This is a genomic window from Paenibacillus sp. J22P51 (assembly GCF_059692215.1).
In genome coordinates this window covers 35,276-51,638 of record NZ_JCAUAZ010000007.1, presented here as the reverse complement: position 1 = coordinate 51,638, position 16,363 = coordinate 35,276, and the positions used below count along the sequence as shown (strand labels likewise).

Below are 16,363 nucleotides of genomic sequence, written 5' to 3'. Positions count from 1 at the left end.
TACAGTACCTGATAAGGGATTGGCAATGACAGGCTGCTCCAAAAAAAGAAAAACCCTCAACGCCAAGAGCGTGAAGGGTTTCGTTTATTTTAGTAAAGGGACAGATATTGATCTCTTTCCCATTGGTGAACTTGCGTTCTATACATATCCCACTCAATTTCTTTCAACTCATAGAAATGTGCAAGGGCATGCTCACCCAGCGTATCGCAAATAACATCATCACGAAGTAACTCGTCCAAAGCTTGTTTCAAGTTCAGCGGCAAGCTAGGAATACCTTCCGCTTCACGCTCTTCTTCACTCATCACATAGATGTTGCGATCTGTTGGCGGAGGAAGCTGCATTTTGTTCTTAATGCCATCCAAACCAGCTGCAAGCATAACAGCCAACGCCAAGTAAGGATTCGCCGCTGGATCCGGGTTACGAACTTCAACACGCGTGCTTAAGCCTCGGGAAGCTGGAATACGAATCATCGGACTACGGTTACTTGCTGACCATGCCACGTAGCAAGGAGCTTCATAACCAGGAACTAGACGTTTGTAAGAGTTAACTGTTGGGTTCGTAATCGCAGCAAAAGAACGCGCATGACGAAGTACGCCCGCCATATATTGTCTTGCAACTGTGCTCAAGCCTAATTTGTCGCTCTCATCATAGAATGCATTTGTCTCACCTTTGAACAAGGATTGGTGACAGTGCATTCCAGAACCGTTCATTCCGAACAAAGGCTTCGGCATAAACGTTGCATGCAAGCCATGCTGTCTAGCTACTGTTTTGACAACAAGTTTGAAGGTTTGAATTTGGTCAGCCGCTTTAATTGCATCAGCATATTTAAAGTCAATTTCGTGCTGTCCTGGCGCTACTTCATGGTGAGAAGCTTCAATTTCAAAGCCCATTTCTTCCAGTGTTAGCACGATATCACGACGGCAATTTTCACCAAGATCCATCGGAGCCAAATCGAAGTAACCACCTTGGTCATTCAATTCCATTGTCGGATTACCTTTTTCGTCGGTTTTGAATAGGAAGAATTCTGGTTCTGGTCCAACGTTCATAGCGGAATAGCCCATTTCTTCAGCTTGCTTCAACGCGTTTTTCAAAATGGCGCGCGGATCCCCAGGGAACGGAGTGCCATCTGGCATATAAATGTCGCAGATCAAACGAGCGACTTTGCTTTCAGTTACCCATGGGAAAATAACCCATGTATCTAAATCCGGATATAAATACATATCCGACTCTTCAATACGTACATAACCTTCGATGGAAGATCCATCAAACATCATTTTGTTGTCAAGCGCTTTCTCAAGCTGGCTCAGAGGAATTTCTACGTTCTTAATACTTCCCATCAAGTCTGTGAATTGCAAACGGATGAAACGAACGTTTTCTGCTTTGGCGATGCGAAGAATATCTTCTTTGGAATAATTAATGTTATAGCTCACGTGTGCATTCTCCTCTCAAATGTTAAGCGATTAGACAACAATTTTATTTGTAAAATCTGGATAACTGTCCTTGAATCAAAGAAACCTGATCCGGGCGTTTTCCCCCGCCAATCAACTGCTGCTTCAGCATTTTGTGCAATTGAGAGTCGGTTAATTCTTTACGCTTCACTTCGGTGTGCTCGTTAAGAATCGTTGCATCTTCAGAATCTTTATCCACAGGGATAAGAACCTGCTTGATGCCAGCAATGTTAACGCCTTTTTCAATCAAATCTTTAATTTCAAGAAGACGTTCCACGTCATTAAACGAATAGAGCCGTTGATTACCAGCAGTTCGTGCCGGGATGATCAGTTCGTGTTGCTCATAGTAGCGAATTTGTCTTGCGGTTAAATCAGTCAGCTTCATGACGATTCCGATAGGGAATAACGCCATATTTCTACGTATCTCATCACTCATGCTAATCACTCCTGGTCAGTAAGTACCTCACTCTTATTGTACCTTTCTAACAAAAACGTGTCAAGGAGTGTCAGGTTTGTTCACAGTTTAAATTTTCACAGTAATCCCTTGTCTTCCATATGTTGGATTGCCGTTAGTACACCTAACTTACAATGTGAGTAGGTCAAGCCACCTTGCATATACGCAATATACGGCTCGCGAATCGGAGCATCAGCAGACAGCTCCAAGCTGCCTCCTTGAATGAACGTTCCCGCCGCCATAATGACGGGATGCTCGTAGCCAGGCATGTCCCAAGGCTCTGGAACGACATGCGAATCCACCGCAGAAGCCTTCTGGATGCCCTGCACGAATGTAATCAAATGTTCCGCCGAGGTGAAGCGGATCGCTTGAATCAAGTCCGTCCGCTGTGCATCCCAGCGCGGATGGCTTACAAAGCCGAGGTCTTCGAACATCGCAGCTGCGAAGACCGAGCCCTTGACCGCTTGCCCCACCAAGTGAGGGGCAAGGAAAAGCCCTTGAAACATGGCTCGCGTCGCGCCGAGCATGGCACCGACCTCGCCCCCAATACCTGGGGCGGTCAATCTGTACGCGGCGAGTTCCACGAGGTCGCGTCGCCCGGCGATATAGCCGCCCGAAGGGGCGATGCCGCCGCCGGGGTTCTTGATCAGCGAGCCGGCCATCAGATCGACGCCAACCTGCGTCGGCTCCTGCAGCTCGGTAAATTCACCATAGCAATTGTCCACGAAGACAATCAGCTCGGGGTTGATCTCTTTCACAAATCGGACCATTTCGCCGATTTGGTCTACCGTGAACGACGGTCGCCACGAGTAGCCGCGTGAACGTTGGATGCCGATCACCTTCGTGTTCGGCTGAATAGCCGCTTGGATAGTTGGCCAATCCGGCGATCCATCCTCCAAGAGCGCGACCTCATTGTAGCCGATGCCAAAGTCCTGTAAGGAGCCTGTGCCGTCGCCAGGCTTGCCAATGACCTTGTGCAACGTATCATAGGGCTTACCCGTGATGTAAAGTAGATGTTCGCCAGGGCGCAGAACACCAAACAAGGCGGTTCCGATGGTATGTGTTCCCGATACAAAATGCGGGCGTACAAGCGCTGCTTCTGCTCCCATCGCATCCGCATAGACAAGGTCAAGCACTTCTCTGCCTCGATCATTGTAGCCATAACCCGTTGAAGAAGCAAAATGATAATCACTTACTTTATGTTCTTGGAAGGCACGAATCACCTTCCATTGATTAAGATCAATGGTTTTCTCGATTTGACGAAAAGCGCTCTCTACGCGTTGCTCAGCTCTTTCCATTCTCGCAATAACCTTTTCCCCGAAATGCATCTTAGTTGCTCTCTCCCTCGTTCTCATCCTGCTCTGTTTTTGCCACCGATTGATCGTAATCAACCAGTAAATACGCCTGCTTTACATAATCATCCTTGTTCACACGAACCTTGAACACCATGTCTTCCCCATCCACATCGGTCTCAAGCACCTCGCCTATGCGATACATGAGGGCGATGACATCCCCTTTATTGGCTGGAATACGGAACTCCTTACTATCGCCCATCAACTTATCCTCAATGGTGATGCGAAGACGTTCCAGATCCTCAGGCGTGTAGGCACTCATTTTCATGAATTCGCCTTCAGTTGAAAGCATCTCCCGTTCCGCTTGCGGACAGAGATCTATTTTATTAAAAATTGTAATTTGTTCTTTCTGATGCGCGCCAAGCTCTTCTAATACTTCTTGTACAACACGCATCTGCTCGCCCCGCATATCCGTAGAGCTATCCACCACATGGAGAATTAAATCTGCCTCATTCGCTTCTTCCAACGTGGCGCGGAACGAAGCGACTAGATCATGCGGTAGATTTTGAATAAAACCAACTGTATCCGTAAGTACAATTTCTTTGCCGCTTGGCAATTCCATTGTCCGTGACGTTGGATCTAAGGTTGCGAACAGTTGATTCTCAATATAGACATCCGCTTGTGTTAATTGTTTCAACAGCGTAGACTTCCCTGCATTGGTATACCCAACTAAGGCGACTTGGAATACACCGCTTTTCTTACGACGTTCCCGATGTAAGGTCCGGTGACGAACAACTTCCTCGAGCTGCGCCTTCAATTCATCAATACGCCCGCGGATATGCCGGCGATCAGTCTCCAGCTTCGATTCCCCTGGTCCTCTTGTCCCGATACCGCCACCTAGTCGTGACAGGTTTTTGCCTTGGCCAGACAGCCTTGGAAGCAAGTAGCTTAGCTGCGCCAATTCAACCTGAATAATCCCTTCACGTGTTTTGGCACGTTGCGCGAAAATATCCAAAATAAGCTGCGTCCGATCAATAATTTTCACATCGAGCGCCGCTTCCAAATTACGAACCTGTGCACCTGACAGCTCTTGATCGAAGATAGCCGTATTCCCGCCATGCTCTTCCAACAGCAGCTTTAATTCCTCGACCTTCCCTTTACCAATAAACCATTTGGTATCCTTGGCTTCTTTGTTCTGTGTCATCGTCTCCAGCACTTGTACGCCAGCTGTTTCTGCCAGCTTCACAAGCTCCTGCAACGAATATTCCGCCAGAAGCTCATTTTTCTTCTGCTTCTGCGTGATCAGACTGACGAGCACCGCTCTGTCATCGATATCTTTTTCTACCATATGTGAAGTTGTTTTCATTGTCGTCTCCTTTACTTCCCGCATAATGCTTATAATGACTGAAATAAGGCCAAATTGGCCTATTCCTTCATCATTGTGGAGGAAATGATTAGGAAAGTCAATTTGCCAGACAGGAAAATTCGATTATAACGGACTTACTCAGTATTGCCTTCATTTTATCGGTACATCTGAGGAAGAATCCATCTAAACAAACGTAAAAAACCATCAACCTGGGTAGATTAAATGGTTTTTTAAGCTGTCATTTAAATTTCACATCTTCAGGACGAATCGACATCAGTTCAATTTTGGAGGGTGCATTCACATATTGACTTAACAATCGTACGGCTTGATGCCGCATCGCTTTCTCCAAAATGTTCCTCACATATCGCGCATTACTGAAAGCACGCCAGGTCATCGCTTTCTCCTCAGAAAGATGCTGCTTCAGCTTGGCAAGGGTTTGTGGCAGCAGAACATACTCCCGCTCCTTTGCCATCAGCTCTGTAATTTGGATCAATTGATCTATAGGATAATCCTCGAATTCAATTTGAATCGGAAAACGGGATGGCAGTCCCGGATTTGTAGCTAGGAATTGCTCCATTTCCTCGCTATAACCCGCTAGAATAAGGATAAACTCATTTTTCTTATCTTCCATTCCTTTTACCAGCGCATCAATCGATTCCTTCCCAAAATCTTTTTCTCCACCTCGTGCCAAGCTATACGCCTCATCAATAAATAGGACGCCGCCCATCGCTTTTTTCATTAATTCACGTGTTTTCAGTGCGGTGTGCCCGATGTATTCTCCCACAAGGTCTGCACGCTCCACCTCGATGAAATGTCCCTTACTCAGCACGCCCATCGCATGAAACATCCGTCCTAGCAGTCTTGCAACGGTCGTTTTCCCTGTCCCGGGGCTGCCCTTGAAAATCATATGGTACACATGAGCATTGCTCATAAGTCCAGCTTCAGCACGAAATTGGGATATCTGGAGGAGCGCATAAATTTCATGCACCAGCTCTTTGACATTTTCTAAGCCTATGAGTTGATTCAGCTCTTTGAAAATATCCGATAGCGGACCTTCCATTGGCGTCCTTTTACCAGAGATCATGGGCTCGGCGTCAGCAAGGGGGGAAGCGCCTGATTGCCCGCCTAATCCCTCAACTGTACGCCGCTGACTGCCAGGTTCCGGCTGCCGGAGAACGATGTTGATTTGTCTGGATGGCAAGCTTCTACCACTCATGAGGATCACCTCGTTTAGATGATGGTTTATTAGTTCGTATCCACCATCCTACGCTTGTGAAACCCATTTTAGACCGCAGCCGTCACAGTTAACCGAATAAGCTGTTAATTCGTTCTATGTGAAATTACGTCAACATCAGTAATGACACGAATGTCTCCACATCCAAAGCACCGAAGTAGCGCTTTAACTCCACATATGCCAATCGTTCACGAAGAGTTGTCTCCTCATACCGCGCACCGAGCAGCTTCTCTTCAAGCTCAGCCACATCATGTGCGCCGAAGAAATCACCATAAATTTTGACGTGCTGAAGATGTCCTGCTTCAATGGATAAGCGAACATCAATTCTTCCAACACCTTCAATTCTTTTCGCATGCTGAACTGTGCTCTTCGGTGATTTACCATAATTCCAATCCCAGTTCTGATAACGCTCTTCCGATATCTGATGAATATGTGTCCAATCTTCCTCTGTGAGCTGATAAGTAGGGACCTTCGCTTCGTTTACGCCGAAAATGGAAAGGAGCAGTTTAACGCGGAATTCCTCCATCGTGAGAGGCTCTTTAAGAAATTCAGCAATATTAGCTACTCGACTGCGAATCGACTTAATTCCTTTGGATTGGATTTTGTCCGGATCAACACGCAGTGCCGAAACGACATTCTCAATTTCAGAATCGAATAGCAGCGTTCCATGACTGAACATTCTTCCCTTCGTTGCAAATTGAGCGTTACCTGATATTTTGCGTTCACCAACTTGAATATCATTACGACCTGTTAATTCAGCTTGAATGCCAAGTGCGTGCAGGGCTTCAACAACGGGGGCCGTAAACTTTTGAAAATTATGAAAGGAGTTGCCATCATCCTGTGTTATGAAGCTGAAATTCAGGTTCCCTAGATCATGATACACCGCGCCTCCGCCTGACAATCGACGAACGACATGCAGGTTATTCGCTTTCACATATTCAGGATTAATTTCTTCCAGCGTATTTTGATTTTTGCCAATGATGATGGAGGGTTCGTTGATATAAAAAAGTAAATAACTCTCTCCCGCCGGTAGCTGACGCAAGGCAAATTCTTCAATGGCCAGATTGATCCGTGGATCGGTAATTCCTTCATTATCTATAAAAAGCATCGGTGATTCTCCTTTGTTTCTATTTCTTTATTGGTGTCGTAAGGGTTCGATTTAAAGTCAGCATACCAAGCGATGCATAAAAGCGAAGCGCACGCTCATTAAATTCCCATACATTTAGTTCTAATGATGCGGCATCGCGGTCTCGTGCCCATTGAACGGCAGCCTGATATAGCTTCTTGCCAATCCCTTGCCGCTGATATGAAGAGGCTACCGCAAGCTCATTCAAATAGGCATATTTCCGAGGTACTAGGGCTTCATAACCTGGACTTTGCTTCATCTCAAGCATAGCCACACCGACGACCTCTGACCCAAGCTCTGCCACGATAATTTCTTTGTCTGACTTAGCTGAGAAACTTCGATACCAGCCCATTGCCACAACATGATCTAATCGAGCAAATCGATCTGGCAATGCCTCCGCATGCTCTTCCTGGCCTTCGCAAATGATGGTATTCACAGCTTCATAGTCTTCCAAAGTGGCCGATCACAAGCGTATTTCCAACGTAGATTACCTCCAAATAATCAAATGCAATAAAATAATCGCAATTTTCATATGGTGAATGATTGAATTTTTATACAATAAAATGTATATTTATGTAATAGTTTAACGATTGGAGGCACGTTTTTCATGCAAACAGATCGTGATTTTTTCGAATTACTGGATCGAATAGCAGCAAATACTTGGCCAGCAGAAACCACCTCAATGGTTGATTCATGGCTCATCAGAGCCTCACATGGGGTCACCAAACGAGCAAACAGCGTATTCGCCATCGGCGCTTACCCCAATGATGAACATTGGCTATCGCATGTTGAACAATTTTACCATAGTCACGGGTTACCTGCTATTTTCCATATTAGTCATGCCTCTCCCGAACATTTGGATAGCTTCCTAAAAGCGAAAGGGTATGAAATAGATACCCCTTGTTATATGATGACGGCTGATAGTCAACAGGTTGCTGCTCACGCTCTAGAGCGATTACAGAACCAATATCCATCGTCGGCGTCACTCGACATAGAGATTTCACAAACCGTAACTAAGGAGTGGCTGGATGCATTCCTCTTCCTTGAAAAGTACCCAGAAGAACGTCGGAGCTTCTATCAAGGTTTAAGTGAGCGGATGCCGGTACCGAAAGCTTTCATCTCGTTAAAGGATCAAGATCAAATTGTTGCACTTGGCACAGCGATCGTTGAAGGAGAATGGGCAGGCTTCGTCAATGTCATCGTTCACGAAGAGCACCGAGGTAAAGGTTATGGGTATGCGATTCTTCATTCACTCACTGCATGGAGCATTAAGCAAGGCGCGACCCAGCAATATTTGCAAGTCATCGCAAGCAACGTGCCCGCAGTCTCATTATACGAGAAGCTTGGCTATCAAACGAAATATGGCTATCATTACCGTGTGAAGTATGATTTGGATCCACTTGTAACATCCTAACAACGTATTTTCTTAGATGAAAGGAGCCGATTACATGACTACCACGAAGGAGAAACCTGTTTTCCCGCCGCAGCATCAGAACCATCAACCCGGCATCGAATCAGAAATGAATCCACTTCCCGAATTTGAGAAAGCAAGCTATAAGCCTGCTGGTAAGCTTAAAGATAAAGTTGCCATTATCACTGGAGGAGATAGTGGCATTGGGCGCGCCGTAGCAGTCGCTTACGCCAAAGAAGGAGCCGATGTGATCATCGTCTACCTGAATGAAGATAAGGACGCGGCAGACACCAAAAACCATGTGGAGCAAGCAGGCCGCAAGTGCTTACAGGTCGCAGGCGACATCGGAGATGAGAGCTTCTGCAAGCAAATTATTACGCAAGTCATTAAAGAGTTCGGAAAACTCGACATTCTTGTAAACAATGCTGCTGAGCAGCATCCCCAGAAAAGCATTACTGACATTACATCTGCTCAGCTTGAGCGAACGTTCCGAACGAATATTTTCTCCTACTTCTACATGACGCAAGCCGCTCTTCCCCATTTAAAGTCTGGAAGTGCGATCATTAACACCGCATCGATCACCGCGTATCACGGTCACGAGCAATTAATTGATTATTCATCAACGAAAGGTGCTATTGTCACTTTCACTCGCTCGCTCTCCCTGCAACTGAACGCCAAAGGCATTCGCGTGAACGGTGTTGCTCCCGGGCCCATCTGGACACCACTTATTCCGTCCACGTTTACGGCACAGGAAGTCGAGGTATTCGGCTCTACGACGCCGATGAAACGAGCAGGACAGCCTAGTGAGTTGGCCCCCAGCTACGTATTCTTAGCCAGCGAGGACTCCTCCTATATGGCGGGGCAAATTCTACATATCAACGGCGGCGCCATCGTGAATGGCTAGATAAGAAAAAGCATGACAGACAGCGGTTCACCCCGCTTCCCAGTCATGCTTTCTTCATTTCAGCCCGAGCTTCAATTGCAGTTTGGTCAAATACCAATTCGTGTACGCCAGAGTTTCTCTCGTATCATGATAAGGCATGAAAAGTACCTGTGACTTTGTTGAGGAAACCAGCGGATCTTTGAAACCAATCGTTTCTGCAATATCTAGTGAACGGGAGCCATGAAATTTATGGGTGATGATGATCGAGCTCTCAAGCGACTTCTCATCCATAATTTCCTTGCTGAACAGTAAATTCTCATACGTGCTCGTCGCCTTAGGCTCAAGGAATATACTTGTCTTTGGCAGTCCTTTTTTCACCAAATAGTCCCTCATACCCTCTGCTTCCGTTAGCTTAGAGCCATTATGGTCTAATCCACCGGTAACAATGAGCTGTTTAAAACGCCCCTGCTTGTACAAATCCACAGCTAAGTCCAGCCGTTCTTGCAGACCAGGACTTGGAATGTCATTGCGCAGAGATGCCCCTAGAACAATCCCTACATCTACCTGCTTCGGCAAGGTATGTTGCGGCCCTACCTGCACCTTCCACTGGATAAACACAACCCAAGCAACCATCAGTGTAAAGGAGATCAAAATGAATTGAAACGTCCTCACAAAGATGCGATAAAACTTAGATGGTGCTTTACCTTTAGAAGAGTAGGTTTTCCGCTTGGGTGGCACGGGTGAGATGGCGCGTTGTTTCTTGTTCATGCTCGGCTTTGCCGTCATCCTCCCTACTCCTTATCCAGAAATGCACTAACTTGCCGAAATAGGGCTGGCGCATCCTCGCTCAAACAAATTAAATGATCTGATTTGGCGTGCCAATACAGCTCTCGTTGACCTTTTAGCTTGCTATAAATGTACCGCGCACTTTGAGGATGAATAACTTGATCTCTCTCCGACTGCGCGATGAGCGTAGGCTTATTCACTTGACTCAGCTCAGGTTTCAGATGCCTTACAAGCCTCGTAAATTGCCAGGTGGCAACGAGTGGTGTTGACTTCCCTTTGATTAGACTGATTTTACGTTGATATTTCCATTCATCACGAAGGACATTCAGAAGCCTGCCTGGGCTGACATAAATAACAGCCGTATTTAACAGGATTAGCCTCCGAACAGGGTAGCGAACAGATAAATAGGCCGCAAGCAGACCTCCCATTGAAAATCCAACCATATCAAAGGAGCCATACTTTTCAGTCATTCTCGCCGCATGCCATTCAGCCGCCTCCACCCAATCTTCCCATCGTGAAGCGTGAAGCTGATGTCGGCTTTCTCCATTCCATGGAAGGACTGGAACCTCACATTGCTGACCACGCTCTCGTAAATGCCGAGCTAACGGCTCAACCTCATAAGGTCCACCTGTAAATCCATGGAACAATAGGCACGGTTGTTTCATGTGATCCACTCCTATCCAGTATGAAAGCGTTCTTTATGTTAGTTTATTTTTCTTTGATGGAAATGGTGTTAATTGTTACCTTCTCTTTTGGCTTGCTTGGGGAGGAGTCTCCGCCATTCGGATCTCTTTCCACAGGTGTCTCCGCGATTTTTGCGATAGTAGCCATACCGTCAGCAGTTACTTTTCCGAAAATAGAGTAATTCGGCATCTTATTCAATGACGCGCAATCTGCACCGGAACAAATGAAAAATTGGCTGCCATTCGTGTTAGGGCCTGAATTAGCCATAGCCACAGTACCCGGTTCATAGGTATGAGTCGTCTTCAGTTCATCCGCAAATTTATAGCCTGGACCCCCTCTGCCTGTTCCTTGGGGATCACCTGTTTGAATCATGAAGGTTTTGATAATACGGTGAAACGTCACGTTGTTATAGAAGCCCTCTTTGGATAAGAAGACGAAGTTGTTTACAGTCTTCGGTGCTTCCTTAGTGTACAGATCAATAGTGAACGTTCCTTTGGACGTGGTTACTTCAGCCTGATACGTTTTGTTCGTATCAATGATCATGTCGGGAGCTTTGCTCCACTGCTTGCCTGCTGATGTCGATGCAGAAGGTGATGGGCTTGCGGCAGCTGTTGGTGCTTTGGTGGCGGTACTAGGTGTAGCCGTGCCGCCAGTCGTTTCTGTTGGTTTATTCCCACATGCGGATGCGATAAGAGTTAAAGTAAGCAAGGAAGCGGTTAGTAGCATTTTAGACTTTATTGATTTGGTGGCTAGGTTCATTGATCGGTCCTCCAGTTTGTATTTGTTTGACAATGCGAGCACGTAAGTGCCTTTCGGCGAGAAAGTGATTCTATAACGCCCTTTTCGGGCTTATGGCTTGTCCGCGTCGTTCAGCCGGAGCCGTAAGGCCCATTTCGGGCCTTACTATGCTTGCTCAGCCGCCTTACAAGCCGCTCTTCGGCTTGTCATCAATCGACTTGATAGCCGGCGACGGCGTTGGGCTAGGCTTAGGACTCGTGGATGGGCTCGGACTTGTGCTAGGCCCAGTTTCCGTTCCGGTGCCTGGTTTAACCGATGCCCCTGGCGTTGGCGATGGAACAGGCTTCCCGCTCGGTGAAGGGGACGGCGATGACCCATTACCAGGCGATGGTGACGGCGAAACCGAAGGGGTTGGCGAAGGAATGCCACCGTTAGGAAGCGAATCGTCCTTCGGAATTTCGACTGTAACGATGTTCGACTTCGCACCTGGTGTATTCGAATCCGTCTCAAGCGGTACCACGTAATATTGATACGTTTCTCCGCTATTTATCGTCGTGTCCTCGACTAGTGCTTTTGGTGTTTGAACAATCATTTTCGCTTCAGCCTCAGTCGCGCTTTTTCGATACAATTCGTAACTAACTTTCTCTCCGAGAGAGGTCCATGCTATTTTAACACGTTTTGACTCCGGTACATAAGTTGCCGTAACATCTGAGATTCCACTTGGTGGTTCCTTCAAATCCTGCACATTCGCTGGCTTAACAAAGCTTGTAACCGGTTTGCCTTCCAAGGACTTCGACATGATTTCCTTGAATAGTGCCGCTGTGCTGCCGCTTCCTACTGTGACATAGTGTTTGGAATCGACCTTATCGAAGCCTTCCCACACCGCCGCAGTCCATTCAGGTGTATAGCCAACGAACCATACATCTCGATCGTACTGTTCAATGCCCTTAATATCAAGTCCCGTTGAACCCGTTTTCCCTGCAACCGGTCGATTGAACTTTGCTTTCACACCAGTACCACCTGTTTCAACAACACCCTGCAGCAACAGTGTCATATAGTAAGCTGTGGACGGTTGTATAACTTGCTTTTTCTCCGGCTTATACGCCGCAATTTCCTTACCTTGAGCGTCTGTTATGCGCAAAATCGCATGTGTTTTATTTTGCGAACCTTGATTCGCAAAAGCCGTATAGGCTCTAGCCATTTGCAACGGCGACACGCCGTCTGTCAGGCCTCCGAGCGCTATTGCTAAATTCTGGTCCTTCTGAGCATTTAAGGTGATGCCAAGCCTCTTTGCAAACTCAACCCCAGTCGACACTCGCATTTGATTCAATAACCATACAGGAGCTAAATTGTACGATTTCTTGACCGCTTCAAACATGGTGACTTGCCCATGTGTTTGACGATCATAGTTTTGCGGCGTATAACTGCCATTCCCGAAAGACGTTTGCGTATCATCCAATATCGAATAAGGCGTATATTTCCCACTATCTAAAGCAGGTCCGTAAACGGCAATCGGTTTGAAAGAAGAACCAGGCTGTCTCTGTGAGTATACTCGACTAAAACCTTTGGTTTTATAATCCCGGCCGCCAATTAATCCCATAATACCACCGGTTTTATTATCCAAAATAACCATGGAGCTCTGAATTTTCTGACCATCTGATGCGTCCTTTTGGAAGAAACTCGGATTGGCATAAGTTTGTTCAATGGTTTTCTGAGCTTTGATATTCATTGTTGTGTATATCCGGTACCCTTTGGTCAATAGCTCATCTTCTTCGATGCCGTACATGTCTTCCGCTTCATTCACTACATAATCCACGAACGAAGCATATTCTTTCGTACCTGTGCTCGCAGAAGCTGGTGGTACATAATCCACAGCAGCTGCTTCAGCTCGCTCAGCCTCAGAAATATAACCTTGATCTGTCATCAATCTAAGGACAACAGCACGACGCTCTTTGGATAGATCAGGATGAGTCAATGGTGAATAACGTGAAGGTGCTTTTGGCAAAGCTGCCAAAGTTGCGATTTCCCAGACCTTCAAATCATTTAAATTCGATTTGCCAAAGTAAACCTTGGCAGCGGCCTTAATGCCGTATGCGTTACTCCCGAAGAAAATACGATTCAAATATTTCTCCAGAATTTCATCCTTCGTAAACCGCTCATCGAGAGCAAACGCGATCGACATCTCCGTACCTTTCCGGAAAGCCGTCTTCTCCGAGCTAAGGAATACGTTTTTGGCCAGTTGCTGTGTGATCGTACTTCCACCTTCAACAGCACTCATGTGGATAATATCCGTGACAAGCGCACGACCGATCGCCCTTAAATCAACACCGGAATGCTCATTGAACCGACGATCCTCGGTGGCGATGAACGCTTGCTTCAACCGCTCAGGAATATCTTTGATATTGACACTTTCCCGATTCTCGCCTCGATAAATTTTCGATATCTCGGTGGCCGGTTTATCCTTCCCATCTTTATCTTTACCTTCCTCTTGGGCATAAATAAGGGTGGACTCTGTCGTGCTAACAATTTTATCAATATTGGCATCCAAAATTTTAAAGCCGCTCATGATGACAATAATATAAATTCCCATTGCACAGATGACTGCCACGATTGCAGCAATGATGGAGCCCATAATAAGCTTACGTGCATTGAAGCGTTTCTTCTTGGAGCCTTTATTATTACTCTGTTTGGACTCCCTTGGCTTGGTTTGCGGCGTGGATGGATGTCTCGTAGGTTTATCCATATTCACCAACTCCCTTACGTTTCGTGTCTCTAGGTAGAAAAAGAAACCAACAAAAGAACAACCTTTATTCAAGGTTGCTCCCAAAAGTTTCTATTCGGTTAGACGTTTCAGTCCATTAAAAAGTTGCAAAATGTTTGGAAACCGCGGATTACTCCATGCCTTCTGCAGCCGCCATTAACGAAACAGCACGCTGTGGTGTGAAAGTAGAAATGGCATGCTTGTACACCATTTGCTGACGGCCTTCACTGTCGATGATAATGGTGAAGTTGTCAAATGCACGAATAAGTCCTCTAATTTGAAACCCATTAGTTAAATAAACGGTTACGGGAATGCTTTCTTTACGCAGCTGATTTAGAAAATTGTCCTGGATATTAATGGTTCGGTTCATCAGTATGTCCCCCTTTAATGGAATGAAACTTTCGCCAGACGGCGCTATTTTCTAATGGTGATATTTGTTAATTATATTCTATTTTATGTACAAACTTTCCTGCTAGTATATCACTAATCATTTCGAAATGGGCAGAAAAATTTGCTGTATCTGTTACATCAACCCAATCAATGTCCTTCATATGCCGAAACCAGGACAATTGACGCTTCGCAAATCGGCGTGTATCCCGTTTAAGAAGGGTCACAGCTGCCTCAAAGCTGAGCTCATGCTCCAAATAACTGACAATCTCCTTGTAGCCAAGGGCTTGCATCGAAATTGCCGATTTAGGTGTACCTGCATCCAGAAGCGCTTGTACCTCTTCCACCAAACCCTCCTGTATCATCGCATCGATGCGCTCTTCAATCCGCTGATAGAGCAGTGCTCTATCCATCGTGAGCCCAATAATACATAGTTCGTATGGAGATTCTTTTTTCTGGGAGGCTAAGTGAGCCGTCATCGTTTCTCCAGATACATGGAAAATCTCGAGCGCACGAATCACGCGTCTACGGTCGTTCGCATGCAATCGGTCAGCACTCTCAGGATCAATCTCACGCAGTTTGCCATGCAGGGCTTCTTCCCCATGCGTATTCGCAAAATCTTCTTGCGCCTGCCGGAACGCTTCATCCATGCTAACATCCGTAAATTGATAATCGTAACAGACAGATTCAATATATAGCCCTGTACCACCTACGATAAAAGGCAGCTTGCCACGCGAGTGAATGTCGTGAATTAACGCCTTTACTCGCTCTTGAAACTCTGCTGCAGAAAACGGATACGACGGCTCATGAATGTCAATCAAATGATGCGGGATTAACTGTTGCTCCGCCTCGCTCGCTTTAGCGGTTCCGATGTCCATGCCACGATAAACCTGCATCGAATCACCAGAAATAATTTCACAATTGAAGCGCTGCGCAATTTCCAAGCTGAGCTTGGTCTTGCCAACTGCGGTGGGACCAAGTAGCACGAGTAATTTCGGCTTGGCTGATGGGGCTAACACAATCGAATCACTCCATACGTTGTTTTCGTTGTTGATCGTAACACATGCTCGAACCCGAGCCGGGCAAACTCAGAGCTGTCTCTGCTTTCCTTTAGCACAATACTTTTGCGGGCTACACGTCTTGCTTCTGCGATTGAAGCCAAACTGACAGCTTCATTGTTCGCCCGATGCCGAAGCGGTGAAATCGCATGCGACTCCTCGATCGGACTGCGAAACATGGGATCAAAATACACGACATCCACACTCTGCGAGTCTAACTGCTGCAAATAGGGAAGGTGATGTGTCCGCCTAACCTCAATGCGTCTCATCGCTGCATTCAGCTCCGGTATCTCTGACTCATACTGCGCTAAGCCTTCTTGGATCAGCATCGCAGGGATCTCTGCACTCTCTAGTGCTGTGATATGCCCCTCAACGCCAACGACATAGGAGAAGACAATCGCATCCGATGCCAGCCCTGCTGTGCAATCTACGACACTGTCTCCGAGTACTACGCCTGATGCCTCAATGAGTAGATCAGACTCTCCTCGCTGCATCCGTTTGACACGAACGAGAGACATGCTTGGATGGAAAAAAGCTGCAGGTTGATCCTCTTCATAGTACCTGATCTCTTCTCTTGTCACAAGCAGGACGGAATTATCCTTATAATTTCTCCTAAGAAGTTCCAAAGAATACTTCTTGCGGGGCACAATTCGGCCACCGTACAAAGCTGATAAGCGCGCGGCCTCCGCCACTAATTCGGTGGACGGGTTATACGAAGTTGTCACTAACACAGGG

The 16,363-nt window shown here is 46.4% G+C and carries 16 protein-coding genes; 2 read left to right on the top strand and 14 right to left on the bottom strand.

Annotated elements, in window-relative coordinates; all coding sequences use genetic code 11:
* Positions 1-89: 89 nt before the first annotated feature.
* The 7 genes from glnA to AC58QC_RS16405 all read right to left on the bottom strand — a co-directional run bounded on the left by glnA (position 90) and on the right by AC58QC_RS16405 (position 7,356).
* Positions 90-1,418: a type I glutamate--ammonia ligase gene (gene glnA / locus AC58QC_RS16435; RefSeq protein WP_497416434.1), complete on the bottom strand. Its 1,329-nt coding sequence runs from the start codon at positions 1,416-1,418 to the stop codon at positions 90-92.
* Between the two features lie 55 nt (positions 1,419-1,473).
* A complete protein-coding gene (locus AC58QC_RS16430; RefSeq protein WP_047676992.1) occupies positions 1,474-1,884 on the bottom strand; it encodes a MerR family transcriptional regulator in 411 nt (136 codons plus the stop codon).
* Between the two features lie 95 nt (positions 1,885-1,979).
* The gene (locus AC58QC_RS16425) at positions 1,980-3,200 is read right to left on the bottom strand and encodes a methionine gamma-lyase family protein (RefSeq protein ID WP_497416433.1); all 1,221 of its coding nucleotides are present in this window, start codon (positions 3,198-3,200) and stop codon (positions 1,980-1,982) included.
* 31 nt (positions 3,201-3,231) lie between these two features.
* The gene (gene hflX / locus AC58QC_RS16420; protein WP_497416206.1) at positions 3,232-4,560 is read right to left on the bottom strand and encodes a GTPase HflX; all 1,329 of its coding nucleotides are present in this window, start codon (positions 4,558-4,560) and stop codon (positions 3,232-3,234) included.
* Between the two features lie 238 nt (positions 4,561-4,798).
* A complete protein-coding gene (locus tag AC58QC_RS16415) occupies positions 4,799-5,776 on the bottom strand; it encodes an AAA family ATPase (RefSeq protein ID WP_497416205.1) in 978 nt (325 codons plus the stop codon).
* A gap of 124 nt (positions 5,777-5,900) precedes the next feature.
* Positions 5,901-6,902, bottom strand: coding sequence for a lipoate--protein ligase (lplA, locus tag AC58QC_RS16410; RefSeq protein WP_497416204.1), 1,002 nt, complete (start codon positions 6,900-6,902; stop codon positions 5,901-5,903).
* Positions 6,903-6,921: 19 nt separating this feature from the next.
* Positions 6,922-7,356 carry a GNAT family N-acetyltransferase gene (locus tag AC58QC_RS16405; RefSeq protein ID WP_497416203.1) on the bottom strand — a complete coding sequence of 145 codons (435 nt, stop codon included), beginning with the start codon at positions 7,354-7,356 and terminating at the stop codon, positions 6,922-6,924.
* Positions 7,357-7,527: 171 nt separating this feature from the next.
* Between AC58QC_RS16405 and AC58QC_RS16400 the strand changes: the two genes are divergently transcribed.
* On the top strand, positions 7,528-8,334 hold the full coding sequence (locus AC58QC_RS16400) for a GNAT family N-acetyltransferase (RefSeq protein ID WP_497416202.1): 807 nt from the start codon (positions 7,528-7,530) through the stop codon (positions 8,332-8,334).
* A 34-nt stretch (positions 8,335-8,368) separates the two neighbouring features.
* On the top strand, positions 8,369-9,235 hold the full coding sequence (locus tag AC58QC_RS16395) for an SDR family oxidoreductase (protein WP_497416201.1): 867 nt from the start codon (positions 8,369-8,371) through the stop codon (positions 9,233-9,235).
* A 54-nt stretch (positions 9,236-9,289) separates the two neighbouring features.
* Here the strand turns inward: AC58QC_RS16395 and AC58QC_RS16390 are convergent, their stop codons facing one another.
* The 7 genes from AC58QC_RS16390 to AC58QC_RS16360 form a co-directional block, all read right to left on the bottom strand.
* Positions 9,290-10,000, bottom strand: a complete 711-nt coding sequence (locus tag AC58QC_RS16390; RefSeq protein ID WP_497416200.1) for a YdcF family protein — start codon at positions 9,998-10,000, stop codon at positions 9,290-9,292.
* A gap of 5 nt (positions 10,001-10,005) precedes the next feature.
* On the bottom strand, positions 10,006-10,665 hold the full coding sequence (locus AC58QC_RS16385) for an alpha/beta hydrolase (protein WP_497416199.1): 660 nt from the start codon (positions 10,663-10,665) through the stop codon (positions 10,006-10,008).
* 43 nt (positions 10,666-10,708) lie between these two features.
* On the bottom strand, positions 10,709-11,443 hold the full coding sequence (locus tag AC58QC_RS16380) for a peptidylprolyl isomerase (protein WP_497416198.1): 735 nt from the start codon (positions 11,441-11,443) through the stop codon (positions 10,709-10,711).
* A 163-nt stretch (positions 11,444-11,606) separates the two neighbouring features.
* Positions 11,607-14,165, bottom strand: coding sequence for a transglycosylase domain-containing protein (locus AC58QC_RS16375; RefSeq protein WP_497416197.1), 2,559 nt, complete (start codon positions 14,163-14,165; stop codon positions 11,607-11,609).
* Positions 14,166-14,313: 148 nt separating this feature from the next.
* On the bottom strand, positions 14,314-14,553 hold the full coding sequence (gene hfq, locus AC58QC_RS16370; RefSeq protein ID WP_497416196.1) for an RNA chaperone Hfq: 240 nt from the start codon (positions 14,551-14,553) through the stop codon (positions 14,314-14,316).
* A gap of 67 nt (positions 14,554-14,620) precedes the next feature.
* Complete coding sequence (gene miaA / locus AC58QC_RS16365) at positions 14,621-15,592, bottom strand: tRNA (adenosine(37)-N6)-dimethylallyltransferase MiaA (protein ID WP_497416432.1); 972 nt, start codon at positions 15,590-15,592, stop codon at positions 14,621-14,623.
* A complete protein-coding gene (locus AC58QC_RS16360) occupies positions 15,583-16,359 on the bottom strand; it encodes a class I SAM-dependent methyltransferase (RefSeq protein ID WP_497416195.1) in 777 nt (258 codons plus the stop codon). The genes miaA and AC58QC_RS16360 overlap by 10 nt, the downstream gene beginning before the upstream one ends.
* Between the last annotated feature and the right edge of the window lie 4 nt (positions 16,360-16,363).

What these genes read in the sequence shown, in the direction of transcription:
- AC58QC_RS16430 (WP_047676992.1), bottom strand. Translation starts at nt 1,884, where the DNA reads ATGAGTGATGAGATACGTAGAAATATGGCGTTATTCCCTATCGGAATC.
- AC58QC_RS16425 (WP_497416433.1), bottom strand. Translation starts at nt 3,200, where the DNA reads ATGGAAAGAGCTGAGCAACGCGTAGAGAGCGCTTTTCGTCAAATCGAG.
- hflX (WP_497416206.1), bottom strand. Translation starts at nt 4,560, where the DNA reads ATGAAAACAACTTCACATATGGTAGAAAAAGATATCGATGACAGAGCG.
- AC58QC_RS16415 (WP_497416205.1), bottom strand. Translation starts at nt 5,776, where the DNA reads ATGAGTGGTAGAAGCTTGCCATCCAGACAAATCAACATCGTTCTCCGG.
- lplA (WP_497416204.1), bottom strand. Translation starts at nt 6,902, where the DNA reads ATGCTTTTTATAGATAATGAAGGAATTACCGATCCACGGATCAATCTG.
- AC58QC_RS16400 (WP_497416202.1), top strand. Translation starts at nt 7,528, where the DNA reads ATGCAAACAGATCGTGATTTTTTCGAATTACTGGATCGAATAGCAGCA.
- AC58QC_RS16395 (WP_497416201.1), top strand. Translation starts at nt 8,369, where the DNA reads ATGACTACCACGAAGGAGAAACCTGTTTTCCCGCCGCAGCATCAGAAC.
- AC58QC_RS16390 (WP_497416200.1), bottom strand. Translation starts at nt 10,000, where the DNA reads ATGACGGCAAAGCCGAGCATGAACAAGAAACAACGCGCCATCTCACCC.
- AC58QC_RS16385 (WP_497416199.1), bottom strand. Translation starts at nt 10,665, where the DNA reads ATGAAACAACCGTGCCTATTGTTCCATGGATTTACAGGTGGACCTTAT.
- AC58QC_RS16380 (WP_497416198.1), bottom strand. Translation starts at nt 11,443, where the DNA reads ATGAACCTAGCCACCAAATCAATAAAGTCTAAAATGCTACTAACCGCT.
- AC58QC_RS16375 (WP_497416197.1), bottom strand. Translation starts at nt 14,165, where the DNA reads ATGGATAAACCTACGAGACATCCATCCACGCCGCAAACCAAGCCAAGG.
- hfq (WP_497416196.1), bottom strand. Translation starts at nt 14,553, where the DNA reads ATGAACCGAACCATTAATATCCAGGACAATTTTCTAAATCAGCTGCGT.